The sequence below is a fragment of the Aeromonas sp. SER genome, from assembly GCF_038739615.1.
In the GTDB taxonomy this organism is placed as follows: Bacteria; Pseudomonadota; Gammaproteobacteria; order Enterobacterales; family Aeromonadaceae; genus Aeromonas; species Aeromonas jandaei.
This window is the reverse complement of record NZ_JBCGFC010000018.1, coordinates 40071-66105: the sequence shown is the minus strand read 5'-3', so window position 1 is coordinate 66105 and position 26035 is coordinate 40071. Positions and strand designations below refer to the sequence as shown.

21 protein-coding genes are annotated in these 26035 nt (G+C 59.7%); 12 read left to right on the top strand and 9 right to left on the bottom strand.

Annotation, left to right across the window (positions count from 1 at the left end):
* Window positions 1–249 precede the first annotated feature (249 nt).
* Genes hemG through pepQ form a run of 4 tightly spaced genes read right to left on the bottom strand, consistent with a single transcriptional unit; the run spans window position 250 to window position 4217 of the window.
* Window positions 250–774 carry a menaquinone-dependent protoporphyrinogen IX dehydrogenase gene (gene hemG, locus AAHA41_RS20315; RefSeq protein WP_323071155.1) on the bottom strand — a complete coding sequence of 175 codons (525 nt, stop codon included), beginning with the start codon at window positions 772–774 and terminating at the stop codon, window positions 250–252.
* A gap of 7 nt (window positions 775–781) precedes the next feature.
* Complete coding sequence (locus tag AAHA41_RS20310; RefSeq protein ID WP_209297781.1) at window positions 782–2239, bottom strand: TrkH family potassium uptake protein; 1458 nt, start codon at window positions 2237–2239, stop codon at window positions 782–784.
* A 38-nt stretch (window positions 2240–2277) separates the two neighbouring features.
* Complete coding sequence (locus AAHA41_RS20305) at window positions 2278–2895, bottom strand: YigZ family protein (RefSeq protein ID WP_323071153.1); 618 nt, start codon at window positions 2893–2895, stop codon at window positions 2278–2280.
* Window positions 2895–4217 (bottom strand): Xaa-Pro dipeptidase, encoded by a 1323-nt coding sequence (pepQ, locus tag AAHA41_RS20300; protein WP_041210605.1) that lies wholly within the window; start codon window positions 4215–4217, stop codon window positions 2895–2897. Before pepQ ends, AAHA41_RS20305 begins: the two co-directional genes overlap by 1 nt.
* A gap of 191 nt (window positions 4218–4408) precedes the next feature.
* Between pepQ and AAHA41_RS20295 the strand changes: the two genes are divergently transcribed.
* From AAHA41_RS20295 to AAHA41_RS20270, 6 genes are all read left to right on the top strand, one after another.
* A complete protein-coding gene (locus tag AAHA41_RS20295; RefSeq protein WP_323071152.1) occupies window positions 4409–6346 on the top strand; it encodes an acetoacetate--CoA ligase in 1938 nt (645 codons plus the stop codon).
* Between the two features lie 204 nt (window positions 6347–6550).
* On the top strand, window positions 6551–8698 hold the full coding sequence (gene fadB / locus AAHA41_RS20290) for a fatty acid oxidation complex subunit alpha FadB (RefSeq protein ID WP_323071151.1): 2148 nt from the start codon (window positions 6551–6553) through the stop codon (window positions 8696–8698).
* Window positions 8699–9883, top strand: a complete 1185-nt coding sequence (gene fadA, locus AAHA41_RS20285; protein WP_323071150.1) for an acetyl-CoA C-acyltransferase FadA — start codon at window positions 8699–8701, stop codon at window positions 9881–9883.
* Between the two features lie 265 nt (window positions 9884–10148).
* Window positions 10149–10871 (top strand): response regulator transcription factor, encoded by a 723-nt coding sequence (locus AAHA41_RS20280; protein ID WP_033112852.1) that lies wholly within the window; start codon window positions 10149–10151, stop codon window positions 10869–10871.
* Window positions 10868–12310 (top strand): ATP-binding protein, encoded by a 1443-nt coding sequence (locus tag AAHA41_RS20275; protein WP_041210601.1) that lies wholly within the window; start codon window positions 10868–10870, stop codon window positions 12308–12310. The genes AAHA41_RS20280 and AAHA41_RS20275 overlap by 4 nt, the downstream gene beginning before the upstream one ends.
* Window positions 12311–12317: 7 nt before the next feature.
* Window positions 12318–13556 (top strand): ABC transporter substrate-binding protein, encoded by a 1239-nt coding sequence (locus AAHA41_RS20270; RefSeq protein ID WP_201931666.1) that lies wholly within the window; start codon window positions 12318–12320, stop codon window positions 13554–13556.
* A gap of 73 nt (window positions 13557–13629) precedes the next feature.
* Here the strand turns inward: AAHA41_RS20270 and AAHA41_RS20265 are convergent, their stop codons facing one another.
* Window positions 13630–13821, bottom strand: coding sequence for a hypothetical protein (locus tag AAHA41_RS20265; RefSeq protein WP_005339471.1), 192 nt, complete (start codon window positions 13819–13821; stop codon window positions 13630–13632).
* A 169-nt stretch (window positions 13822–13990) separates the two neighbouring features.
* Between AAHA41_RS20265 and tusA the strand changes: the two genes are divergently transcribed.
* Window positions 13991–14236 carry a sulfurtransferase TusA gene (gene tusA, locus AAHA41_RS20260; RefSeq protein ID WP_005342448.1) on the top strand — a complete coding sequence of 82 codons (246 nt, stop codon included), beginning with the start codon at window positions 13991–13993 and terminating at the stop codon, window positions 14234–14236.
* A gap of 22 nt (window positions 14237–14258) precedes the next feature.
* Window positions 14259–14606, top strand: coding sequence for a RidA family protein (locus AAHA41_RS20255; protein ID WP_033112855.1), 348 nt, complete (start codon window positions 14259–14261; stop codon window positions 14604–14606).
* 144 nt (window positions 14607–14750) lie between these two features.
* Here the strand turns inward: AAHA41_RS20255 and AAHA41_RS20250 are convergent, their stop codons facing one another.
* A complete protein-coding gene (locus AAHA41_RS20250; protein WP_043850520.1) occupies window positions 14751–15407 on the bottom strand; it encodes an OmpA family lipoprotein in 657 nt (218 codons plus the stop codon).
* A 252-nt stretch (window positions 15408–15659) separates the two neighbouring features.
* Between AAHA41_RS20250 and AAHA41_RS20245 the strand changes: the two genes are divergently transcribed.
* Complete coding sequence (locus tag AAHA41_RS20245) at window positions 15660–17696, top strand: bacteriohemerythrin (protein ID WP_323071149.1); 2037 nt, start codon at window positions 15660–15662, stop codon at window positions 17694–17696.
* A gap of 81 nt (window positions 17697–17777) precedes the next feature.
* Here the strand turns inward: AAHA41_RS20245 and AAHA41_RS20240 are convergent, their stop codons facing one another.
* Window positions 17778–18365 carry a DNA-3-methyladenine glycosylase I gene (locus AAHA41_RS20240; RefSeq protein ID WP_043850518.1) on the bottom strand — a complete coding sequence of 196 codons (588 nt, stop codon included), beginning with the start codon at window positions 18363–18365 and terminating at the stop codon, window positions 17778–17780.
* A 222-nt stretch (window positions 18366–18587) separates the two neighbouring features.
* Here AAHA41_RS20240 and glyQ point away from each other — a divergent pair, with 222 nt between their 5' ends.
* Both glyQ and glyS read left to right on the top strand, forming a co-directional pair.
* Window positions 18588–19511: a glycine--tRNA ligase subunit alpha gene (glyQ, locus tag AAHA41_RS20235; RefSeq protein WP_005339464.1), complete on the top strand. Its 924-nt coding sequence runs from the start codon at window positions 18588–18590 to the stop codon at window positions 19509–19511.
* A gap of 9 nt (window positions 19512–19520) precedes the next feature.
* The gene (gene glyS / locus AAHA41_RS20230; protein ID WP_043850517.1) at window positions 19521–21590 is read left to right on the top strand and encodes a glycine--tRNA ligase subunit beta; all 2070 of its coding nucleotides are present in this window, start codon (window positions 19521–19523) and stop codon (window positions 21588–21590) included.
* A 125-nt stretch (window positions 21591–21715) separates the two neighbouring features.
* Here the strand turns inward: glyS and AAHA41_RS20225 are convergent, their stop codons facing one another.
* Window positions 21716–22189, bottom strand: a complete 474-nt coding sequence (locus AAHA41_RS20225) for a DUF2846 domain-containing protein (protein ID WP_043850516.1) — start codon at window positions 22187–22189, stop codon at window positions 21716–21718.
* A 798-nt stretch (window positions 22190–22987) separates the two neighbouring features.
* Here AAHA41_RS20225 and AAHA41_RS20220 point away from each other — a divergent pair.
* Window positions 22988–23752 carry an EAL domain-containing protein gene (locus AAHA41_RS20220; protein ID WP_323070771.1) on the top strand — a complete coding sequence of 255 codons (765 nt, stop codon included), beginning with the start codon at window positions 22988–22990 and terminating at the stop codon, window positions 23750–23752.
* 88 nt (window positions 23753–23840) lie between these two features.
* On the opposite strand, the gene AAHA41_RS20215 is transcribed toward AAHA41_RS20220, so the two are convergent.
* On the bottom strand, window positions 23841–25880 hold the full coding sequence (locus AAHA41_RS20215) for a bacteriohemerythrin (RefSeq protein ID WP_323070770.1): 2040 nt from the start codon (window positions 25878–25880) through the stop codon (window positions 23841–23843).
* Window positions 25881–26035 lie beyond the last annotated feature (155 nt).

Sequence of the window (26035 nt, the reverse complement as noted above, 5' to 3'; positions counted from 1 at the left end):
TCGAAAGTCAAGCGGTTGTTTTCGCTTTTCTTTCGGCGCCCACTTCGCTAGGAAGCTGGCTCATCAGGTTGGCGTGTTCCGCCGTGCTGGTAGGGGCGCATTATAGGGAGCCGCGCCGCGATGACAAGGGGAAAATTGCAAAAAATGGCATTTTTTACTGATTTCCGCTTCAACCGTTGTTTTATTAAACAAAAGCCCCGCATCGGCGGGGCTCTATGGGGCAATAAACCCTATATTCACATCGAATTGCTATCTTTTTGACCAGAATTCGCGTGCAAAGCTGCGCACCTTTTCCCAATCAGTAAATTCGAGGTCTTTACTGGTATCGGTACTACCACCGGTAATCTTCATAATCAGCTGGATAATGCGGGTCTGCCACCAGTTATAGCGAGAGTACTGCAGCGCACCGGCAAACACCCCCAGGGTTTTCGGCTTCCAGGGAGAGAGGCGCAGAAACTTCTTCATATAGGTATTGGTCTGCGGTGTCTGCTTCTCGGGCTTGCGAGCAGTCAGGTTGACGCAGAAGAAGGCGGCATTGGCGACCTCCAGCTGCTCATGGTGGGCATGAATAAAGCTGAGCAGGCTGGGGTGGAAGTTGCCATAGCGGATAGAGGCACCGATCAACACCTTCTTGTACTTGCTGAGATTGCACTTGGGCAGGGTGTGCAGATCGTGCATCACCACTTCACATCCCGGCATCTCCTCCAGCATGACATCGATGATTTTGCGGGTTTGACCGTCCCGAGAGGAATAAAGCACCAGAATCTTGTCCATAACGACCTCAACTACGCCAGAATGCAGGGGTAAACAGTACCAGAAGCGTAAAAATTTCCAATCGGCCAAACAACATGGCCAACACCAGCACCCATTGTGCAGCGGGTGAAATATTCCCGAAGTTGGCAGAGACCTCTCCCAGACCCGGGCCTACGTTGGTAAAAGCAGCCGCCACGGCGGTGAATGCGGTCACTTCGTTCAACCCCGTCATCAGCAACAGCAACATGAATATAAAGAAGAGGATGATATAGGTAGCGAAGTAGCCCCACACCGCCTCGACGATGCGCTCGGGCACCGCCCGCTTCCCCAGCTTCAGGGTATAGATAGCTCTGGGGTGAACCAACCGCTTCAGTTCACGCATCCCTTGCATGAAGAGGATCATGAAACGCATCACCTTGATGCCGCCGCCGGTACTACCCGCACAACAACCAATAAAGGCGGAGAACATCAGCAGCATGGGCAAGAAAGAGGGCCAGTCGGCATACGTAGTGGTGCTATAGCCGGTGGTAGTGCCCAGAGAGACCGCCTGGAACAGACCGTGGTTGAGTGCTTCTTGCCAGGTGGCGTAGTGCCCATGAGTCAGCAAGGCGATAAAGCAGATCATCACCAAGGTCACCTGGATGGCCAGAAAGACCTTGAGCTCCGCGTCATAGAGGTAGCGCCCGAGCCGAACCGGACGATGGGAAAAGACAGTAAAGTGGAGCGCAAAGTTCACGCTGGCCAGCAGCAGGAACACCACGGTAATCAGGTTGATGACTGGACTGTTGAAAAAACCGATGCTCGCATCGTGGGTAGAGAAACCACCGACCGACAGGGTCGAAAACGAATGGCACACCGCATCGAACAGCGTCATCCCGGCCAGCCAGTAGGCCAGTGCACAGAGCGCGGTCAGCAGCAGGTAGATGAACCAGAGCGCCTTGGCCGTTTCGGCGATGCGTGGCGTCACTTTGGTATCCTTGACCGGGCCCGGGATCTCCGCCCGATAGAGCTGCATACCCCCGATCCCCAGCAGCGGCAGCACAGCAACCGCCAGCACTATGATCCCCATCCCCCCCAGCCACTGCAGCAGCTGGCGGTAGAACAGAAACGCCTTGGGCAGATTGTCCAGCCCGGTCAGCACGGTGGCGCCGGTGGTGGTCAGGCCGGAGAAAGATTCAAAGAATGCCTCGGAAACCGACATATGCGGGGTATCGCTCAGAATAAAGGGCACAGCCCCCACGCTACCCAACACTACCCAGAACAACACCACAATGAGGAAACCCTCTTTCGATCTGAGCTCCTTCTTGTGATAGCGGTTGGGAAACCAGAGCACGACCCCGAGCAGCAGGGCCATGAGGAAAGATTTGATGAACTCGGCGCCGCCCCCATCCCGATAACCAAACGCAACCAGCGCTGGCAGCAGCATGGTCGAGCTGAACAGCGCAACCAGCAGGCCAACGATGCGAATAATGCTCAGGGTGTGCATTCCGGCTCCTACTTCAAAACGATAAAGAGCGATGGATTCTAGCCATCTAAAGGCTGCAGGGATACCCGCCCATGGGTTCTGTCGGTCAATTCGCGGTCAACCCGCTCCCAGACTGCAGACTCCCACGCCACCTGCAGGGTGACCTGCTGGCCGTAATCGGCAGCCAGCAGTTCACCGTTGTGACTGCTGATCAGTGACTCGACCACGCCCATGTCGCCATAGTCGCAATGAATGGAGGAAGGAGTGCGCGGCACCTTGAGTTCGGTCACCAGCTGCTTGAGGGCTGCCCCCACGCCGCCGCCATAAGCTTTGACCAGTCCACCGGTGCCAAGCTGGATACCACCGTAGTAGCGCACCACCACGGCGCAGATTTCACCGAGCCCCGACCCCATCAACTGGGCCAGGATCGGCTTGCCCGCGGTACCGGAGGGTTCGCCATCATCGCTGAAGCCATAAACCTGACTATCTTGCGGTGCGCCCGCCACAAAGGCCCAGCAGTGATGACGAGCGGTCGGATGTTGACGCTTGATCTCGTTGATCCACCCCTTGGCCGCCTCGACGGTCGGGGTGTGGGCAATCAGGGTAATGAAACGGCTCTTCTTGATCTCTTCGATGAGCTCCAATGAAGCGGCTGGAATGGAGTACGCTGCCGCCATCAGAGCCCTGCTTGTCTGGTCATGTTCTCCACCCCGTTGGCGTGCAGCACCACGTTGTCCTCAATGCGGATGCCGCCGAACGGACGCAGCGCCTCCACCTTGTTCCAGTTGACCCGCTTACCCTGTTCACCCTGACGCAGCGGCTCCAGCAGGCTGTCGATGAAGTAGAGACCGGGCTCGATAGTGAACACCTGACCCACCTCCATCACCCGGGTGCAGCGCAGATAGGGGAACTGCTCGGGAGCCGCCAGATGGGTGCCGCGCTCATCCTGCATGAAACCACCCGCATCGTGCACCTGCAGGCCGAGGAAGTGGCCGAGACCATGGGGGAAGAATACGTTGGTCACCCCGGTGTGGATCATCTCGTCCACCGACATATCCACCAGCTCGGTCGCTTGCAGCAGGCGCGCCAGCTTGTGGTGCATCTGCAGATGCAGCTCGCTGTAGCGACGACCCGGTTTGATCTCGCCGATGATCTCCTGCTGCTGCGCATCCAGCGCCGCGATGAGATCGGCAAACTCGCCGCGGCGCCACGCCCAGGTACGGGTGATATCTGAGGCATAACCGTGGAAATCGACGCCCGCATCGATCAGGAAGGAGTAACGCTCGGCATCAGGCACCCGCACGGCCGAGAGATGGGTGTAGTGAAGAATGGCCGCATTGCGGTTGATGGCGACGATATTGCCGTAGGGCGCCTCATTGGCCCCCTGCCCGACCGCCTTCATGTAGGCCAGATTGATTTCGAACTCGCTCGCCCCTGCCATAAAAGAGTCCTTGGCCGCGATATGACCACGGACACCGATGCGGTTCGCCTCGCGCAGACACTCCAGCTCGTAGGGGGTCTTGTAGGCACGGTGATAGTGCAGGTAGTTGAGCACCGCCTCCGGATTGGGCTGGGTCAGACCCAGCAGCTCGGCCACTTCCAGATGACCGCCCAGATAGGCCCACTCTTGCTTGTTGCCCGGCAGATGATCGGCGACTTGTTCCGGTCTGGTCAGGAAGCGGATATCGAAGAACTCGACCCAGAAGGCATTGGGCAGATCCGCCACCTTGTGCCAGAAATCAACCGGACGATAGAACAGCAGGATTGGTTTGTTCACCCCGTCCACCAGCAGCCAGCAGTGGGGATTGTCCAGCACTGGCAACCAGGCCTTGAAGTGCGGGTTTACCTTGAACGGGTAATCCTGATCATCGAGGAAGATACGGTGGGTCTGGCCGGAGTGGATGGCCAGCCCGCCAAGTCCCTGTTGCTGCAGGATATCGCGGGTGCGTTGCTGCAAAGTATCGAGATGCTGGGCAAAAAGTTGGCTGTAGCTGCTCATGGCGTCCTGCTCCGAGGTGAATGTGATTGCAGCATAACATCAAGCGCTTGGCGGCTCGACCCGTCAAGCTGCCGCTTCGTGAGGTAACGCATACGTTACAAACGTGTTTGTTATCAACAGAGAACCAGCCGTTAACAAATCAAAAACAATTCAATACACTGCCGGTAGATACATGAAGTCAGGGATTACTCATGGACAACCTCTGCCTGTGGCAACCGGATCCGCTCAGGATGCAGCACTCCAACCTCTACCGCTTTATGGCAGAGGTGAACCGCTTCCACGGCCTGCAACTGCAGGACTATCCGCAGCTGTGGCAATGGTCGGTGGAAAAGACCACCCGCTTCTGGCCGCTGGTGTGGCAGCACTGCGGCGTCAAGGGCGAACTCGGCAACATAGTGGCGGAGAATCGTCAGGATATGCAGCGCACCCGCTGGTTCCCCGACAGCCGCCTCAACTTCGCCGAAAACCTGCTGCGCCGCCAGGACGAGAGCCCGGCCATCATCTCCCGCATCGAAGGGAGCCCAAGCCACACCCTGAGCTGGCGTGAGCTTGGGGAACAGGTTGCCCGACTGGCTCAATGGCTGCGCAATCAGGGGATTGGTCGTGGCGATGTGGTTGCCGCCTATCTGCCCAATATCCCGGAAACCGTAGTAGCCATGCTGGCAACCACCAGTCTGGGGGCGATCTGGACCTCCACCAGCCCCGACTTTGGCGAGGCCAGCGTGGTAGAGCGCTTCGGCCTGACCCGGCCGCGAGTACTGTTTGCCGTGGATGGCTATCGCTACAACGGCAAGGCCATCAATATTCAGGACAAAGTGGCAGGGGTCGTCAGCCAGATCGACAGCATAGAGCAGACGGTGATGATCCCCCTGCTCGGCAACCCGCTGCAGCTTGGTCACGACTGGCAGCAAGTGCTGGCGAGCCAGCCGGACGCCAGCCTCCAGTTCGAACCCATGGCTTTCAACGATCCGCTCTACATCCTCTACTCCTCCGGCACCACCGGCAAACCCAAGTGCATCGTGCACGGCATCGGCGGCACCCTGCTGCAACACCTGAAAGAGCACCAACTGCACTGCGACATCAAGCCGGGGGAGCGAATTTTCTACTTCACCACCTGCGGCTGGATGATGTGGAACTGGCTGGTGAGCGCCCTCGCCTCCGGCGCCACCCTGGTGCTCTATGACGGCTCGCCCTTCTACCCGGACGGCAACGTGCTGTGGGATCTCGCCCGCGACGAGCAGGTCGCCCTGTTCGGCACCTCGGCCAAGTATCTCGACGCGCTGCACAAACAGGGTTATGCCCCCATCAACAGCCACGACTTGCCGCACTTGCGGCTGATCTGCAGCACCGGCTCTGTGCTGTCGCCGGAGGGGTTCGACTACGTCTACCAGCAGATAAAGCAGGATGTGCAACTCAGCTCCATCTCAGGCGGCACCGACATCTGCTCCTGCTTCGTCATCGGCAACCCGCTCAGCCCGGTCTATCGCGGCGAGAGTCAGGGACGTGGCCTCGGTCTCGCGGTGCAGGTATTCAACGAAGCGGGCCAGCCGGTGCAGGGGGAGAAAGGCGAGCTGGTCTGCACCAAGCCGTTCCCGGCCCAGCCCATCTACTTCTGGGGCGACGAAAATGGCGACAAGTACCACGCTGCCTACTTCGAGCGGTTCGACAACATCTGGTGTCACGGCGACTGGATCGAGCTGACCCCGGCCGGTGGCATCCTGTTCTACGGCCGCTCCGACGCCATCCTCAACCCGGGCGGCGTGCGCATCGGCACCAGCGAGATCTACCGCTATGTCGAGCAGCTGGACGAGGTGGAGGAGAGCATCGTCATCGGCCAGCAGTGGCAACAGGACGAGCGGGTGGTGCTGTTCGTCAAGCTCAAGGCGGGCTGCAAGCTGGATGAGCCGCTGCGCGAGCGGATCCGCCAGCAAATAAAGCAGCACTGCACCGCCCGCCACGTACCGGCCCGCATCCTGCAGGTGGATGCCATCCCCCGCACCAAGTCCGGCAAGATCGTCGAACTGGCGGTGCGCGAAGTGGTACACAACCGGCCGGTCAACAATACCCATGCCCTCGCCGATCCCGAGGTGCTGAACCAGTATCGCAATCGGCCGGAACTGGCCAGTTGATAACAAACTCACAGTCATCCGAGGCGCCGCAAGGCGCCTCTCTTTTGCCCGTTTTGTGATGAAGAGCTTTTACTCGAGTTCTGTTAAACAAATGTTTTAAATAGGTGTTGAAAATGTCTCCTTTTGGATCAATAGTGAGCCTCGCCCCCTGCTGGGGATTAAGGAGCACCACTCCCCACTGAGTGGGAACAAGGAGACACTCTCATGATCTACCAAGGCGAAACCCTGTCGGTCAGCTACCTCGAAAACGGCATCGCCGAGCTGAGGTTTGATGCCCCGGGTTCAGTCAACAAGCTGGATCGCGCTACCCTGCTCTCCCTGAGCGAAGCGATCGCCGCATTACAACAAGAACGTGAACTAAAAGGTCTGATCCTCACCTCCGGCAAAGACGCCTTTATCGTCGGTGCCGACATTACCGAATTCCTGGAACTGTTCGATCTGCCGCAGGAAGATCTGCTCGGCTGGCTGAAAAAGGCCAACGACATCTTCAATGCCATCGAAGATCTGCCGGTTCCGACCCTCTCTGCCATCAAGGGCCACGCTCTGGGCGGCGGCTGCGAGACCATCCTCTCCACTGACTTCCGTCTGGCCGACACCACCGCCAAAATCGGCTTACCCGAGACCAAACTCGGCATCATGCCGGGCTTTGGCGGCACCGTCCGTCTGCCACGAGTGATCGGTGCCGACAACGCGCTCGAGTGGATCACCACCGGCAAGGATTACCGTGCCGATGATGCCCTCAAGGTGGGAGCCATCGATGCCGTAGTCGCCCCCGAGGTGCTGCAGAGTGCTGCGCTGCAGATGATCAAGGACGCCATCGCGGGCAAGCTGGACTGGCAGAGCCGCCGTGCCGCCAAGAAAGCCCCGCTGCGTCTCTCCAAGCTGGAAGCCATGATGAGCTTCACCACCGCCGCTGGCATGGTTGCCGCCGTGGCGGGCAAACACTATCCAGCGCCGATGACCGCGGTGAAAACCGTCGAAGCCGCTGCTGGCATGGGCCGTGACGAAGCGCTGGTCGTTGAGGCACAGGGCTTTATCAAGCTGGCCAAGACCGATGTAGCCAAGGCGCTGGTCGGTATCTTCCTCAACGATCAGCACATCAAGGCGCTGGCCAAGAAGGCGGCCAAGCAGGCTGCTAAGGCCACTGGCCACGCCGCCGTACTGGGTGCCGGCATCATGGGCGGCGGCATCGCCTACCAGTCTGCCAGCAAGGGCATTCCGGCGGTAATGAAGGACATCAACGAGAAGGCGCTGGCACTTGGCATGGGCGAAGCCACCAAGCTGCTCAACGGCCAGCTCGAGAAGGGCCGCATCGACGGCATCAAGATGGGCCAGGTACTCTCCGCCATTACCCCGACACTCAGCTATGACAACGTCAAAGGCGTGGACGTCGTGGTCGAAGCCGTGGTCGAGAACCCGAAAGTGAAAGCCGCCGTACTGGGTGAAGTGGAAGGGATCATCGGCGAAGACGCCGTGCTCGCCAGCAACACCTCCACCATTCCCATCTCCCTGCTGGCCAAGGGGCTGAAGCGCCCGCAGAACTTCTGCGGCATGCACTTCTTCAACCCGGTGCACCGCATGCCACTGGTGGAGATCATCCGCGGCGAGCAAACCTCCGATGAAACCATCAACCGCGTGGTGGCCTATGCCGCCGCCATGGGCAAGTCCCCGGTGGTGGTCAACGACTGCCCGGGCTTCTTCGTCAACCGGGTGCTGTTCCCCTACTTCTTCGGCTTCAACAAGCTGGTTGCCGATGGCGCCGACTTCGCCGCCGTCGACAAGGTGATGGAGAAGGAGTTCGGCTGGCCGATGGGCCCCGCCTACCTGCTGGACGTGGTCGGCATCGACACCGGTCACCATGCTGGTGACGTGATGGCGCAGGGTTTCCCGGCGCGTATGAGCAAGGAAGGCCGTACCGCCATCGACGTGATGTACGAAGTGAATCGCTTCGGTCAGAAGAACGGCAAGGGCTTTTACGCCTACGAGCAGGACAAGAAGGGCAAACCGAAGAAGGTGGCCGACGCCGCTGCTTACGAGCTGCTGGCCCCCATCGCCAAGCCGAAACAGGATTTCGACAAGGAAGCCATCATCGCCCGCATGATGATCCCGATGATCAACGAGGTGGTGCTCTGTCTGGAAGAGGGCATAGTCGCCACGCCAGCCGAAGCCGACATCGCGCTGGTCTACGGTCTGGGCTTCCCTCCCTTCCGCGGCGGCGTGTTCCGCTATCTGGACACCATTGGTCTGGATCGCTACGTGGCCATGGCCGACCAGTATGCCGATTTGGGCCCGCTCTACCGCGTCAGCGACAAGCTGCGCGAGATGGCCGCCCAGGGCAAAACCTTCTACTGATTGCGGAAAGGAGATCCATTCATGAAAGACGTAGTCATTGTCGACTGTATCCGGACCCCGATGGGCCGGTCCAAGGGCGGCGCCTTCCGCAACGTGCGTGCAGAAGACTTGTCCGCGCACCTGATGAAATCCATCCTGCTGCGCAACCCCAACCTCGACCCGAACGAGATCGAGGATATCTACTGGGGCTGCGTGCAGCAGACCCTGGAGCAGGGTTTCAACATCGCCCGCAACGCCGCCTTGCTGGCCGGTATTCCGAAGCAGGTGGGAGCGGTCACCGTCAACCGTCTGTGCGGCTCCAGTATGCAGGCGCTGCATGATGCCTCTCGCGCCATTCAGGTAGGTGATGGGGATATCTTCATCATCGGCGGCGTCGAGCACATGGGTCACGTGCCAATGAGCCACGGCGTCGACTTCCACCCCGGCATGGCCAAGTCGGTAGCGAAAGCCTCCGGCATGATGGGGTTGACCGCCGAGATGCTCGGCAAGCTGCACGGCATCAGCCGTCAGCAGCAGGACGAGTTTGCCGCCCGCTCCCATCGCCGTGCCCACGCGGCAACCGTGGAAGGACGTTTTGCCAAGGAGATCGTCGGGCTGGAAGGCCATGACGCCAGCGGCGCCCGCTTCTTCTACGACTACGACGAGGTGATCCGCCCGGAGACCACGGTCGAAACCCTGAGCCAGCTGCGCCCGGTGTTTGACCCGGTCAACGGCACCGTCACCGCCGGCAGCTCCTCGGCCCTGTCCGATGGCGCCGCCGCCATGCTGGTGATGAGCGCGGATCGTGCCAAGGCCCTCGGCTTCACGCCGCGCGCCAAGGTACGTGCCATGGCCATCGCTGGCTGTGACGCTGCCATCATGGGTTACGGCCCGGTTCCGGCGACCCAGAAGGCGCTCAAACGGGCCGGTCTGACCATCGGTGACATCGACCTGTTCGAGCTGAACGAGGCGTTTGCCGCCCAGTCCCTGCCCTGCGTGAAAGATTTGGGTCTGCAGGATCAGGTGGACGAGAAGGTGAACCTGAACGGCGGCGCCATTGCGCTGGGTCACCCGCTCGGCTGCTCCGGTGCGCGCATCTCCACTACCCTCATCAATCTGATGGAGGAGAAGGATGCCACCCTGGGGGTTGCCACCATGTGTATCGGTCTGGGTCAGGGCATCGCCACCGTATTCGAACGGGTGTGATCCACAAGCAACTCGATCGAATATCAACGTTTTCGGGGCCGGCATTACCGGCCCCTTTTCAAATCTGAGGCCATCGCCACACGGGGTGCTGGCCTGTAGTCGGATGCTGGGTATTGGCCGTCCCGTTTGGGTCGGCCTTTTTTCGTTTTAAACCCGGCAATGGGTGGTTATTGCTCCAAACCTCACATTAGATGGGGGGCTTGCTTGCTTTTTGCTCCCCCGACAGGTTCAATCTGCACAAAAAAATGGGTGGATGCACATACATATGTCAATGAGCAAACAACTGCTGATCGTCGATGACGACCAAGAGATCCGCGAGCTGCTCAATGAATACCTGACCCGGGCGGGCTTTCAGGTATTGACGGCGGCAGAGGGCAACGAGATGCGCGAGCAGCTCGCCCAGCACAGCCCGGACCTGATCATTCTGGACATCATGATGCCCGGCGAGGATGGCTTTACCCTCTGCCAGCAGATCCGTCGCACCTCCCAGGTGCCCATCATCATGCTGACTGCAGCTTCCGACGAGGCGGATCGGGTGATCGGCCTCGAACTCGGCGCCGATGACTACATCGCCAAGCCCTTCAGCCCGCGCGAACTGCAGGCCCGCATCAAGGCCTTGCTGCGCCGCGCCGAATTCCGCCAGCCGGAAAAAGAGAAAGAGCCGAGCCGTCGCCTGCGCTTTGCCGAGTGGACCCTCGACACCCTGAGCCACCAGCTGACCCACGAAGATGGCAGCCTGCTGGACCTCTCCGGCAGCGATGCCATGCTGCTCGGCATGTTCCTGCAACAGCCCGGTGTGGTGCTGGATCGCGACACCATCTCCGATGCCACCCGCGGCCGCGAAAGCCTGCCGATGGAGCGCGGCATCGACGTGCAGATCAGCCGCCTGCGCCAGAAGCTGGGCGACAATGGCAAGAGCCCGCGCATCATCAAAACCATCCGCGGTAGCGGCTACATGCTGATCGCCGAGGTGCACGAACTGCCATGAGCAACAAATGGTCCTGGGGGGCGCTGGTGCCCCGCTCTCTGCTGTCGCGGATGATCCTGCTGCTGCTGCTGGCCATCCTGCTCTCCCAGACCATTCTGACCGGCATCTGGATGCAGCAGATCCAGAAGCGGGAGCTGGAGGGGATGCTCAGCACCACCCGCAACCTCGCCATGTCTGCCGCCTCCACCGTCAACTTCTTCAAATCCCTGCCGCTGCAATATCGCCATATCGCTCTCGATCAGCTGCGCAACATGGGCGGCAGCCGCTTCTTCGTCTCGCTGAACGAAGAGGAGATCCACATCAACGCCATCCCCGACAGCGAACGCAAGACGCAGGTGCTGGAGGAGGTGCAGGGAGTGCTGACCCGCAAGCTCTCCGATGCCATGGCGATCAAGGTGGACTTCTCGCGGCCCGAAGACCTCCACGTATTCAACAACGACACCCTGCTGGCGGATCTTCCCTCCTCCTGGGCGCGCTACACCCTGTCGCTCGAGCCTATCAACCCGCCGGTGCTGGTGACCCAGATCGAGATCGAAAAGGGGGAGTGGCTCTATCTGGCGGCCCTGCTGCCCGCCCCCTACATGACCTTGGATGACACCGTCATGCCGAGCAATCAGGTGCGCTTCATCGCCCTGATGACGGTGTTCCTCTGCTTCTTCACCTTTATGCTGGTGCGCTGGCAGACCCGGCCCCTGCGTCGGCTGGCCAAGGCGGCGGTCAATCTGGGCAAGGATATCGACCAGCCTTCGCTCAAGGAGGAGGGCGCCTCCGAGATAGTGGCGGCGACCCGCGCCTTCAACATCATGCAGCACCGAATCCGGCGCTATATCGATGATCGGGAGCGGCTGTTCAGCTCGATTTCCCACGACCTCAAGACCCCCATCACCCGGCTGCGGCTGCGGGTCGAGCTGCTCGACGACGAGGTACAGATCGCCAAGTTCAACAAGGATCTCGACGAACTGGAGCTGATGGTGAAAGGGGCGCTGCAGACGGTCAAAGAGACCGACATCCACGAGAACATCGAGGAGATCGACATCAACGCCCTGCTGGAGCAGATGGCCGAGTCGCTCAACCTCCACGACGAACGTCTCACCATCGAGGGGCACTGCAAGTGGCCCTACCGCGGCAAGCTGCTGGCGCTCAAGCGCTGCATCGGTAATCTGGTGGACAACGGCATCAAATATGGCCAGCGGGTACGCATCATCATCATGGATGACGAGGAGATGCTGATCCTCTTCATCATGGATGAGGGCCCCGGCCTGCCGGATGACCAGTTCGAGCGCATCTTCGAGCCCTATTACCGGCTCAGCACGGATCAGGCCGGCACCGGCCTCGGGCTCGGCATCGCCCGCAACATCGCCCACGCCCACGGCGGCGATCTGGTGCTGGAAAATCGTCCGCAAGGTGGCCTGCAGGCCACCCTCTCACTGCCAAGGTAGTCTTCTCATGAAGTGGTTCCCTCTCCCCCTGCTCGCCCTGCTCTCCGGTTCTGTCTGTGCCTCCCAGGTGGAGGTGCTGCACTGGTGGACCTCCGGCGGCGAAGCGCAGGCGGTCGAAGTGCTCAAATCGGAGTGGATCGCCAAGGGCAACCAGTGGAATGACTTCGCGGTACAGGGCGGTGGTGGCAAGAGCGCCATGACGGTGCTGAAAAGCCGGGCGCTGGCAGCCAACCCGCCGGAGGCGGCCCATCTCAAGGGGTATGAGCTCAAGGAGTGGGCCGGGCTCGGTTTTTTGCGCGACCTCACCCCCATGGCGGAGCACCTCGGCTGGTACAGCCAGATGCCGCCTATGGTGCGGGCCACCCTCAGCCAGAACGGCGCCCTGATGGCGGTGCCTACCGGTATCCACCGGGTCAACTGGTTATGGCTCAACCGCAAGGTGTTCGAGCAACAGAAACTCACCCCTCCCACCGACTGGGCCCAGTTCGTGACGGTCGCCGACAAGCTTAAAAAACGGGGCATCACTCCGCTCGCCATCGGTAACGAGCCCTGGCAGCTGGCCGTCCTGTTTGAAACGGTGGCGCTCGGTGAAGGGGGCAAGCAGTTCTATCGCAAAGCCTTTGTGGAACAGGACAGCGCCACCCTGACCGGCCCTGACATGGTACGGGTCCTGACCCGCTTCCAGCAGCTGCGCGCCTACGTCCCGCAAAAGTACGCCGGACTGAAATGGCATCAGGCCACCAATCTGCTGGAAAGCGGCGGGGCAGCCATGCAGGTGATGGGTGACTGGGTGAAGGGGGAGCTGCTCGCCGGCAACTACCGGCCGGGCGAAGATATCGAATGCCTGCCAAGCCCCGGCAGCACCGGGCTATTCAGCTACAACCTCGACTCCATCGCCATGTTCAAACAGCGGGATCCGGCCCAGCTGCAGGCGCAGGGGGAACTGGCCCAGCTGCTGATGACGCCGAAGTTTCAGGAGGAGTTCAACCGGGTGAAGGGGTCGATCCCGGCGCTGACCAAACCCAACATGAGCAAGTTTGATCGCTGTGCCATCCGCTCCTATCAGGATTTCCTCCATGCCGAGCAGCAGGACAATCTGCTGCCAAGCATGGCAGAGGGGATGGCCACTCCCACCAATATGCGTCAGGCGATTCTGGATGTGCTGAGCAACTTCTTCAACGACCCCAAAGCCAACCCGCAGCAGACAGCGCTGCATCTGGAGCGGGCGATGCGCTCGACCCGCTGATCCGGTCTACTAGCCAATCGACAGAAATGACAAAGGCGGATTGCTCCGCCTTTGTTGTTGAATCGTCATCAAGTCAGGATTGATCGTTTTCGTCCTCATCCTCGTCATAGTAATCGCTGAGCTCGATCCAGAGCCCCAGCCCGACCATCACCATGGAACCGAACCAGGTACCGGTATTCCCGATCGGGCTGCCCATCACTATCATGGCGAAGGACAAGAACCCCATGCCTGCATAGGCCTGCAATCTGCCGTAGGAGACCTGCATATTCACCTCCTTGTTGAATATGGTTCAATTTTTATATTACTCGTCCGGCAGGCGCTGGATAGTCCGCAATAACATTTTGGTTACATATGCTGTTAGACAGGCCAATGGTTTGCTTATTTTTTAGCCCTGAGTATCATTGGCAGCCGAATAGGTTGAAGGTTGATGATAGATGAGTGATTTATTCTGCGATGCAACTCACGAGTTGGACGCAATCGGGCTTCGCTGCCCGGAGCCTGTGATGATGGTGCGTAAAAAAGTACGGCTGATGGCTGACGGGGAGACCCTGCTGGTCAGTGCCGACGATCCCTCAACCACCCGCGACATCCCCAGTTTCTGCCGCTTTATGGATCACACTCTGGTCGCCAGCGAGACAGAGCAGGCCCCCTACCGTTATCTGATCCGCAAGGGTCAATAATTCCCCGTCTCCGGAGCACGCCATGACAACCATTACCCGAATCGGCACCACCCAGCGTTGGTCTGACGTCGTCATTCACAACGGCACCCTCTATGTGGTGGAAGTCCCCGTCAGCGAAGAGGCCGACATCCACCAGCAGACCCGTGAAGTGCTGACCAGCCTGCAACGCCTGCTGGAAGCCAACGGCTCCGGCGTCGACAAGATCCTGATGGCCAACATCTATCTGAAAGACATTGGCGATATCGCCGCTTTCAACGAGCAGTGGGATGCCTGGATCCCTGCCGGCACCGCACCGGTACGCGCCTGTGTACAAGCCCGTCTGGCCCACGAAGGCTACAAGGTGGAAGTGCAGCTGACTGCGGCTGTCTAAGAGGCGGTTTCCCCCTCATCCACCAGCCCTGCCACCGCAAGGGGAGCAGGGTGCAAATAACATGATGCTGTTACTCGCAACGGCACCAATAGAAAGGCCCCCCCATCACTGGCGGGGCCTTTTCGTTACCGAAACCCGAGCGACTTAGGCAGTCGGGGTCAGGGTAATGGTGACACGGCGGTTCTGGGCTTTGCCGGCTGCGGTGCTGTTGGTGGCAATCGGCTGATCCGGGCCAACGCCGGTAGTGGAGATACGGCTGCCAGCAACACCCTGACCGATCAGTTGAGCGGCAACGGCGTCGGCGCGCTCGCGGGAGAGCTTCATGTTCAGATCGCGGGAACCAGTGCTGTCGGTGTGACCGACTACGTTCAGGCGAGTCTTGTCGAACTCGGCAACCACCATGGCCACGCCGGACAGGGTGTTGGCACCGGCCGCTTTCAGCTGGGAGCTGGAGCTGTCGAAGGTGACGTTGTTCGGCATGTTGAGGATCAGATCGTTGCCATTGCGGGTAACGCTGACGCCAGTGCCCTGCAGCTTCTCGCGCAGCTTGGCCTCCTGCACATCCATGTAGTAACCGATACCGCCACCCAGCGCGGCACCGGCGGCCACGCCAGTCAGGATACCCTTCTTGCGGTCACCCTTGCTGGAGGAGAGCGCGCCTACTGCGGCACCGGCAGCGGCACCGGCCAGCGCGCCCCAGGCGCCCTTGGAGGTCTGGGATTCGCCAGTGTAGGGGTTGGTGGTACAGCCACTCAGAGCAACGGCGAGTGCAACAGCGGGAACCAGAGTCTTGAAATGCATGAAAAAACCTCAAAGAAACAACTCGATAAACTGAAGGGCGGCATTCTACCCCAGAGGTGTGCCAAGGTGTGACGTCAGCAGAAAGAGAGTGACACCGGGCAGAAAAGGGCAGTATCGGTCATTGAACTTGCTCTTCCCTGAACCAGAGGGGAAAACCTGATGAAGAGAATGGATCTGCGATTAAAGGCAGTCCGTTGGGTGGCTCCATTGACTACTATTGAAGGTACTGTCAATAGGGCATCCGAGGGTTCCATGTCTTCACTGCTTCGCAATATATCGATCCGGCGCCTGCTGCTGGGGGCAAGCCTCATCATCTTGCTGACCATGGTACTGAGCAACATCTGGCGCAGCACATTGACCAACCAGCTCGGACTGCTACCGGGCGAAGTGATCAAGATCACCAACGCCCAGATAGCGCTGCAGGAGCTGCGTTACCACACTACCCAGGTACAACAATTCCTCACCGATGCCGCCGTATCGGGGGAGCAGGACTCCATCGGCGAGGCGGAGCAGCATGCTCAGGCGGCTCGTCAGCTACTCGACACCCTGCCCCGGTTGCAGAGTGCCCTCACCCCCCTACTGACCCGTCAGCTGGATGTGGGCAAGCGGATGGTCGATGCCTATCTCAAAGAGGGACGTGAGGCGGGCAACCGCCTGATGAAAGAGCCGGATCAGGGCTTCGATGCGCTGACCGATAGCATATCCAGCGCTGTCGAACAGGCGCTCGAACAGCAGCGGCAACAACTGGAGCAGCAGGAGCTTGTCATTGAAAATCAGAACCAGACCCTGCAGAGCCAGGATATGATCCTGCTGGTCGTCAGCCTGGCCGTTATCATGCTGATGCTGCTGCTGATCCACTTCAAAACCGTCAAACCGTTACAACAACTGATGGCCCAGCTGGTCGAGCTGGCCAATCACAGCCACAACCTCACCTTCCGGCTGCGCATTCAGGGGCAGGACGAATTCGCCTATCTGGCCAAGGTGTTCAACCGCTTCCTCGACAATATCGACAGCCTGATCGGCTCGGTGCAGCAGGTTTCCCACAAGACTCATGACAAGATGGCTCTGCTGATGAACCACTCCGGCAGCACCTTCAACAGCATGCAGCAGGCTCAGCAAAACACCGACATGCTGGCGGCCGCCATCAACGAAATGACCGCCACCGTCCACAACATCGAGCACAACACCGAGCAGGCCAGTCAGGATACCCTGCTCACCCAACAGCAGGCCCACGATGGCCAGCAGCAGGTGAGCCAGACCATCGCCCTGATCCGCCAGGTCGCCGACCATATTGAGCAATCCGCCGGAGAAGTAACCCAGCTGGATCAGGAGAGCACCCAGATCGGCAACATCTTGCAGGTGATCCGCACCATCTCGGAACAGACCAACCTGCTGGCCCTCAACGCCGCCATCGAGGCGGCCCGGGCCGGCGAACAGGGGCGCGGCTTTGCGGTGGTGGCCGACGAGGTGCGCCAGCTGGCCATCCGTACCCAGGCGGCCACCGTCGATATCCAGCAGCGGATCGAAGCGTTGCAGAACAACACCCGCCATGCGGTCAACACCATGCACACCACCCGCAATGTCAGCGAGCAGGCGGTCAATCAGGCGGCCGGCACCGGCGAAACTCTGGGAGCCATCGTCGAGGCGATCACCCGGGTAGCCGACATGAACGGCCAGATCGCCACCGCCGCGGAGCAGCAGGCCAAGGTGACCGAAGAGACCAACCGCAACGTCATGCTGGTCGCCAACATCGCCCGCGAGTGTCTGGACCTTTCGCGCGAGAGCCGCACCCACACCCGGGATCTCAATCAGGCCAATGAGGAGATCCGTCTGGTCAGCGATCAGTTCGAGGTCAACTCAAAAGCGCTCAACGGCAACGAGCAAGATCTGCTGCACTGGAACGAATCCTTTATGGTCAACGTGCCGAGCGTGGACCGCCAGCATCAGGGGTTGTTCGAGGCGATGAACCGCTTCTACCACGCCGTCCGTGACAACAGTTCGCCCCAGCAGCGCAAACAGCGGCTGGACGAGCTGCTCAAGCTGGCGACCCAGCACTTTGCCGATGAAGAGAAGAGCATGGAGCTGGCCTGCTACCCCGACTTGCAACGCCACAAGCAGGAGCATGCCAAGCTGCTGGCCGAGCTGGGCGCCCTGATCCGCCGTGAAGGGGGAGACGAGCAGGAGCGCAATATGGAGATGATCATCTTCCTCAAGAATTGGCTGCTCAACCACATCTTCCGGGTGGACAAGCAGTACAGCGACTGCATGATCAAAGCGGGGGTGAAATAACCCTCCTTCAGCTTGCCAGCAACCGGACAATGCCAGTCAGCCATGACTGGCATTGTTGTTTTCGGGGCCGGTTTGACAGAACTATGTGCGGGGCTGGCGAGCGGCCTGCTGGCATTCGGCGTGGCAGGGGCAGCTGACCAGATGATCGTTCACCATCCCCACCGCCTGCATAAAGGCGTAGCAGATGGTGCTGCCGACGAAGGTAAAACCGCGTTTCTTGAGCGCTTTCGACATAGCATCCGACTCCGGCGAGGTCGCCGGAATGTCGCCGTTACCCTGGCGCTGGTGGACTATGGGGGCACCGCCGACAAAGCCCCACAGATAATCGACAAAGTCGATGCCCTCGGCTTCCAGCGCCAGATAGGCGCGGGCGTTTTTGATGATCGACTGCACCTTGAGCCGGTTTCGGATAATGCCGCTATCCTGCATCAGCCGCTCCACATCCTGCTCGGCGAACTGCACGATACGCTGCGGCTCAAAGTCGGCATAGGCGCGGTAATAGCTCTCGGTGCGCTTGAGGATGGTGATCCACGACAGTCCCGCCTGCTGGCCGTCGAGGCAGAGCTTGGCAAACAGCTCGCGGGCGTCATAGACCGGCCTGCCCCACTGTTTGTCATGGTATTCAATGTATTCCGGGTCTTTGGTCACCCAGGCGCAGCGCAGTTCCATTTCCTCTCCCTCGTTATTTCAGCGGTTTCCCCGACCCTGCCCACTCTACAGGCGGCACTGCTCACATCATATACCGGACAGCCCGCCCGACCAGCCAGAGCGCAGCACCATCCCGCGAATCCGCTGCAATTTCGCCTATTATCCGACCATGCCAGACGGTATACTCCCTCGGTTCACATTCAGCAAATCTTGCTCTGATTTTCATTTCGCGCGAAAAAAATTATGCAAAAATTCGATGTCAAAACCTTTCAGGGCCTGATCCTGCAGCTGCAGGACTATTGGTCCCGCCAGGGCTGTACCATCATTCAGCCGCTGGATATGGAAGTGGGTGCCGGTACTTCCCACCCCATGACCTGTCTGCGAGCCCTGGGCCCGGAGCCCATCGCCTGCGCTTACGTGCAACCGTCCCGCCGTCCGACTGACGGCCGCTACGGTGAAAACCCGAACCGCCTGCAGCACTACTACCAGTTCCAGGTGATCATCAAGCCTTCCCCCGACAACATTCAGGAACTCTATCTGGGCTCCCTGAAAGAGCTGGGCATGGATCCTGAAATCCACGACATCCGCTTCGTGGAAGACAACTGGGAAAACCCGACTCTGGGTGCCTGGGGTCTGGGTTGGGAAGTGTGGCTGAACGGCATGGAAGTGACCCAGTTCACCTACTTCCAGCAAGTTGGCGGCCTCGAGTGCAAACCGGTCACCGGCGAGATCACCTACGGTCTCGAGCGTCTGGCCATGTACATTCAGGGCGTGGACAGCGTCTACGATCTGGTCTGGTCTGACGGCCCGCTGGGCAAGACCACCTACGGCGACGTGTTCCACCAGAACGAAGTGGAGCAATCCACCTACAACTTCGAACACGCCGATGTGGAGTTCCTGTTCCACTGCTTCGAGCAGTACGAGAAGGAAGCCCAGAATCTGCTGGCACTGGAAAAACCGCTGCCGCTGCCTGCCTACGAGCGCATCCTGAAAGCCGCTCACTCCTTCAACCTGCTGGATGCCCGCAAGGCCATCTCGGTCACCGAGCGTCAGCGCTACATCCTGCGCATTCGCACCCTGACCAAGGCCGTGGCAGAGGCATACTACGCCTCCCGCGAAGCGCTGGGCTTCCCTATGTGTCAGCGCAGTGAGAACAAGCAAGGTTAAGGAACGGACATGGCACAACATACATTTCTGGTAGAGATCGGTACTGCTGAGCTGCCGCCCAAAGCCCTGCGCTCCCTGGCCGAAGCCTTTGCCGACAACTTCAAAGCCGAACTGACCAAGGCCGATCTGGCCTTTGGCGACGTTGAGTGGTTTGCTTCACCGCGCCGTCTGGCGCTGAAGGTAAGCGAGCTGGCCGGCGAACAGCCGAGCAAGAGCGTCGAGAAGCGCGGTCCGGCCGTGGCTCAGGCGTTCGATGCCGAAGGCAAGCCGACCAAGGCTGCCGAAGGCTGGGCCCGTGGCAACGGCATCACCGTTGAGCAGGCCGAGCGTCTGGTCACCGACAAGGGCGAGTGGCTGGTTCACACCGCCAAGATTGAAGGTCGTCCGGCCAAAGAATTGCTGGGCGAGCTGGTCGCCTCCGCACTGGCCAAGCTGCCGATCCCGAAAATGATGCGCTGGGGCGACAAGACCATCCAGTTCGTGCGTCCGGTCTTCACCGTGACCCTGCTGCTGGATGGCGAGCTGGTTCCCGCCCACATTCTGGGTATCGACTCTGCCCGTACCCTTCGCGGCCACCGCTTTATGGGCGAGAGCGAATTCACCATCGACAACGCCAGCCAGTACCCGCAGATCCTGCAGGAGCGCGGCATGGTGATTGCCGACTTCATGGCGCGCAAGGCCAAGATCAAGGCTGACGTCGAAGCGGCCGCTGCCGCCTTCGGTGGCGTAGCCGATCTGGACGACGCCCTGCTGGAAGAAGTGACCGCACTGGTCGAGTGGCCGGTGGTGCTGACTGCCAACTTCGAAGAGAAGTTCCTGGCCGTTCCAGCTGAAGCGCTGGTGCACACCATGAAGGGTGACCAGAAGTACTTCCCGGTCTACGACAAGAACGGCAAGCTGCTGCCGAAGTTCATCTTCGTCACCAACATCGAGTCCAAAGACCCGAGCCAGATCATCAGCGGCAACGAGAAGGTGGTTCGCCCCCGTCTCTCTGACGCCGAGTTCTTCTTCAAGACCGACCTCAAGCAGACCCTGGCCTCCCGCCTGCCGCGCCTTGAAACCGTGCTGTTCCAGCAACAGCTGGGCACCGTCAAGGCCAAGGTCGAGCGCATCGAGACCGTCGCCGGCTTTATCGCCGAGCGTATCGGCGCCGACGTGGCTCAGGCCAAGCGTGCCGGTCTGCTCTCCAAGTGTGACCTGATGACCAACATGGTCGGCGAGTTCACCGACACCCAGGGTGTCATGGGGATGCACTACGCCCGTCACGATGGCGAAGACGAAGCAGTGGCCGTGGCCCTCAACGAGCAGTACATGCCGCGCTTTGCCGGTGATGCCCTGCCGTCCGGTCTGGTTGCCTGCGCCGTCGCGCTGGCCGACAAGTTCGACACCCTGGCCGGTATCTTCGGCATCGGCATGCTGCCGAAGGGTGACAAGGACCCGTTCGCCCTGCGTCGCGCCGCCATCGGTGCCCTGCGCATCATGACCGAGAAGCAGCTGGATCTGGATCTGGTTGAACTGGTTGAAGAAGCGGTACGCGTCTACGGCGACAAGCTGACCAACAAAACCGTCGTCACCGACGTGGTCGACTTTATGCTGGGCCGCTTCCGTGCCGCCTATCAGGACGAAGGCATCGGTGCCGACGTGGTGCTGGCCGTACTGGCCCGCCGCCCGACCCGTCCGCTCGACTTCGATCGTCGCGTCAAGGCCGTCAGCCACTTCCGCACGCTGGATGCCGCACTGGCACTGGCTGCCGCCAACAAGCGCGTGAGCAACATTCTGGCCAAGGTTGAAGGCGAGTTGCCGACTGCCGTCAAACCGGAACTGCTGGTCGATGCCGCCGAGAAAGCGCTGGCCACCCAGGTTGCCGAACTGCAAGCCGAACTGGCCCCGCTGTTCGCTGCCGGCGACTATCAGGCTGCCCTCACCCGTCTGGCCGCCCTGCGCGAGCCGGTCGACACCTTCTTCAACGAAGTGATGGTGATGGCCGACGACGAAGCCCTCAAGGCCAACCGTCTGGCGCTGCTGAACAACCTGCGCAACCTGTTCCTGCAAGTCGCGGATATCTCCCTGCTGCAGTGATCTTGGTTGGGTTGAGTGATATTAAAAACGGCGCCGTTAAGGCGCCGTTTTTATTTTGAGAGATAGCTAAGCTATCCCCCCAAAAATGCCAACTGCATTTTAATTATATATTTTCCTTGTGATGATTAATTGCTGCACACCCCCGATTTCGCAAGCTGTACATCTACTTTGGAGATCACGCGCTTACCTTCACTCTCGGGAACAGCCTCAAGCTTGGCTCCACCGACAAAAACACCAATTTTTATAATTTGACGGAAAAAGTAGTTTTTACCTGGCTCAGTAAAAACAGAAATTTTGTTATCTGAAAATTCCGACTCGGTAGAGAGTTCGTGATTTTTACCACCCGCTACCTGCTTATAGAAAAAGGTATGGTTAGCTGACTCACCAAGGCATTCAGAATCGATATAGATGTCTTTCTTCTGCGCCTTCCCCATATAGCTATCTCGGTATACGTAAATACCTGCCATATTACTTTCCGGCGCAGGGAAGGCTTTTAACCGGACACTCTCCTGAGCACTTTCCATTGGAACACTGGCACAGCCAGCCAACAACAAGGTGCCCAATACAGTGGATGCCAGTGCCAGTTTTTTTAACATCATGGGAAATTCTCCGTGCAATATTTAGCCTGAAATTTATATTTTAATAAATAATGAGTTGTCTCTGACAACAATGAATTTAACCATATGAATCCCAGCGTCACCAGAAGACTTTATATTTCAACCTCAAGAACTAAACATGATGTGACAAACATCAAACTTAAATATTGATATATCATGCTTGCCTCATGATAACGGGCAACTCGTGGTGTAAATAAAACATCGATAAATTTCCAACTTGTCGGTTCGATTAGCCTTTAGGCGTAATCGGACGTTCGCGTAAATAGATTCTCCCGCCATAACGGCCAGCCAAATTTCCCCCTCCGACTGGCCGCCTCTGTTGCACGGCAACAACCAAAACCTCTCGTTCGTCCGATGATGCTGCGCTAATCGAACCTGCAGGGCGGTGGCTGGCGCTCTATGCCGGTTGATCAAGACCGGCCATTGCCCTTTGCGAGCCGTGAATGGGCCAATCAGCGGCATCAGGGCACACTGTAAACATGCATAAGTAAAAATTGGGTCATTATCCGAAAACCCATAAATTTTGTTTATACCGACTGCCTTGGCGGAGTTGGCGGCCACCAGCGGCGATAACGGGTGCCTGCGGGGCATCGCCCGATCTCTGGCAAACAAGCGAGGCCATCCGCGCCCGCCCTTGCCGCATTTCCTGCAGAAAACGGGGTAACGTTTGGTACCTCAGGAGGAGTGGCTGCGTATTACCGGGAAATTACCCTGCTGGCGGAGCCGAGCTGTTATCATTTGAGTCAGTCCCCAGCGCCGCCACGCCCCGAGAGGAGAGTCATGGATATACCTGCCGCCCCGTCCCCCGCCATCTGCCAGCTGTGTCAGGAGAAAGCAGATCTCGACTTCGACTTCACCATGGCCTTTCAGCCCATCGTCGATTGCAGCAAGCGCACCATTTTCGGCTACGAGGCGCTGGTGCGGGGGCTCAACAACGAGCCGGCGCAGAGCGTGATTGCCCGGGTCAACGACGGCAATCGCTACCGCTTCGACCAGCTGTGCCGGATCAAGGCCATCGCGCTGGCCGCCCGGCTCGATATGCGGGGCATACTGAGCATCAACTTTCTGCCCAATGCGGTCTACCGCCCGGAGCGCTGCATCCGCACCACCCTGCAGGCGGCCCGCGAGCATCTCTTTCCCATCGAGCAGATCATGTTCGAGTTCACCGAGGTGGAGCAGGTGCTGGATAACCGCCATATTCGCGGCATCGTCGATCACTATCAGGCGCTCGGCTTCAAGACGGCGATCGATGACTTTGGCGCCGGTTACTCGGGCCTCAGCCTGCTGGCCGATTTTCGCCCCGACATCGTCAAACTCGATATGCACCTGCTGCGCGGCATCGACCATGACCCGACCCGGCAAGCCATAGTGCGCCACTCTCTGGCCCTGCTTGCCGAGTTGCAGATCACCCCGCTGGCGGAGGGGGTCGAGACCAGCGAAGAGATGGCCTGCCTGCGGGAGATGGGCGTCAGCCTGATGCAGGGCTATCTGTTTGCCCGCCCCGGCTTCGAAACCCTGCCCGAAGTGGATTTCGCCAGCCTGTAAGCGGCTACCGCTATTCCTGCTTTTGCTATCAACGAATCGAGGCGCCATGGGCGCCTCGATTCGTTTGGTTGTTGGGCAAGCGGCGGGATCAGTGGATCCCGGCGGCATGCAGCTCGGGGACGTACTGTTTGTCGACCCGGAAGATATGGTCGATCAGCCAGCTCTTGAGGAACATGACGATATTGAGGTCGGCATCGGGCTCGCCGCGGGCAAAGCTGCCGAGGTGGCGCTCCAGATCCTGCAGCAACTTGACGTGAACCCCCTTGTGGGGAGTGAGCTGGCTGTAACCGGCCCGCTCCATCAGCTTCTCCTCGTCCAGCAGGTGCTGTTTGGCCAGCCCCACCAGCCGGTCGAGCCGCTGTTTTACCTGATCGCTGCCGCTGCCATCCTGAATGGAGCGGTAGAGCTGGTTCATGGCATCGAACAGGCCGATATGCTGGCGATCTATCTCGGCCACCTGCACGCTGAAGGCCTCGCTCCAGTGGACGATATCCTCGTTATTGGCGTGCTCGGTGCGATGGCTGACCTGGAACTGACTGCCGAGCAGGCGGATCTCTTCGCTGCCAAAGCCCACCTCCTTGGTACTGCGGGAGCTTTGCAGGGTAAGCGCCAACGTCTGATGGGCGATGTCGGCCACCTGTACCACACTGCGGTTGGTCTCTTCGGCCACCTGTGACTGCTGCTCGGCGGCGGTGGCAATCTGGGTGTTGAGCCCGGTGATGCGCTCGACCGCCGAGACGATGGCATGCAGGGTCTGCCCCGCTTCGCCCGCCTGCACCACCGCCTGTTCGCTCTGACGGGTGGTCTCGTGCATGGTGCTGACCGCTTCGCTGGTGCGCCGCTGCAGCTGCTCAATCTTCTGCTGGATCTCGACGGTGGCGTTCTGGGTACGGCTCGCCAGGGTGCGCACCTCATCGGCCACCACCGCAAAGCCGCGTCCCTGCTCGCCAGCGCGGGCCGCTTCGATGGCAGCGTTGAGGGCCAGCAGGTTGGTCTGCTCGGAGATGGCGCGGATGGCGTTGACGATCTCGCCGATCTGGTTGCTCTCCTGCTCCAGCCGGTTGATGGTGCCAGCCGCCTGCTCCATGCCGCTGGCGACCTTGTGGATCATCTCCATCGCCTCTTCGACCCGACCCTGCCCGGTAAGCGCCTCGCGCTGGGTCTGCTCGGTCTCCAGCCGCGCCTCTTCGGTGTTGCGGGCGATCTCCTGCACCGTGCTGGCCATCTCGTTGATGGCGGTGGCCAGCATGTCGGTATTGGTCTGCACCTGAACCATCCCCTGTCGGGTGCGATCGGTCTGCTCTTTCAGGCCACCAATCTTGCGGTTGTTCTGCTCCGCCACCCCCTGCACCGTGGCAATGATGTGGTCCACATCGCCGATAAAGTGGTTGAACGTTACCGCCAGCTTGGCAAATTCATCCCGCCCGATCACCGGCAGGCGAAAGGTGAGGTTCTTGCTGCCGTGAGCCAGGTTCTCGAGGTTGCGATCCAGCTGCTTGAGCGGCACCAGTACCTTGAGCAGCAGAACGCCCAGAATGGCGAGCACCAGCAGGCAGGTGAGCAGCCGCAGCGCCACCATCTGGGTCTCGAAACTCTCTTGCAGCGCGAGGTTGGATTCGCGATTGTCGGCCAGCTCCTGCCCATGGCGCTGCAACGCCCCGCCGACCAGGTCGGCGATGGAGGCGGAAACAGCATCAAAGCCACTACCATCGGCTTTCATCACCCGGTTGCCCGCCTCGGCCCCCTGCTGCTGATAGGCGGTGACCATCTGCTGGCCCACCGCCATCTGCTGTTGTAGCAGTTGCTGCAGATCAAGCTTGTCCTCCGCCAGTGAAGGCAACAGAGCCTGCGCAGCTTCTGAGTGGCTGCGTGCCTCGGCCATTGAGCCGGCATCGCCGGTCAGGGAGGCATCGGTCAGAAACTGCTGGATCTGGGTGGTGTGGTAGCGCAGCTCCTGCAACAGGTTTTGGGTGCTATTGAGGTGGGCGGTCTCTTCGTCCATGGCGGCCATCTGTCGGCTCAAGCGCTGATCCAGCACGCTGGTCGCAAACAAAGTGAGCACTATCAGGGCAACGCACCACAGGGTGAAGGTTCGCAGGGAGTAGAGGGCAAGCCAGCGATACAGCATACAACGTCCTCGTCAGGTTGAGTCCATGTCCATATTCGGTGTCAATGTTGAGTTTAGAGGGTTAATTTCCCATTCTTCCTCTTCATCTCATCTTAGCGGCCAAACGACCTCTTTGCGGATCGGTCTGTATCAGGAGCAAGGCCCGGCTCACATAT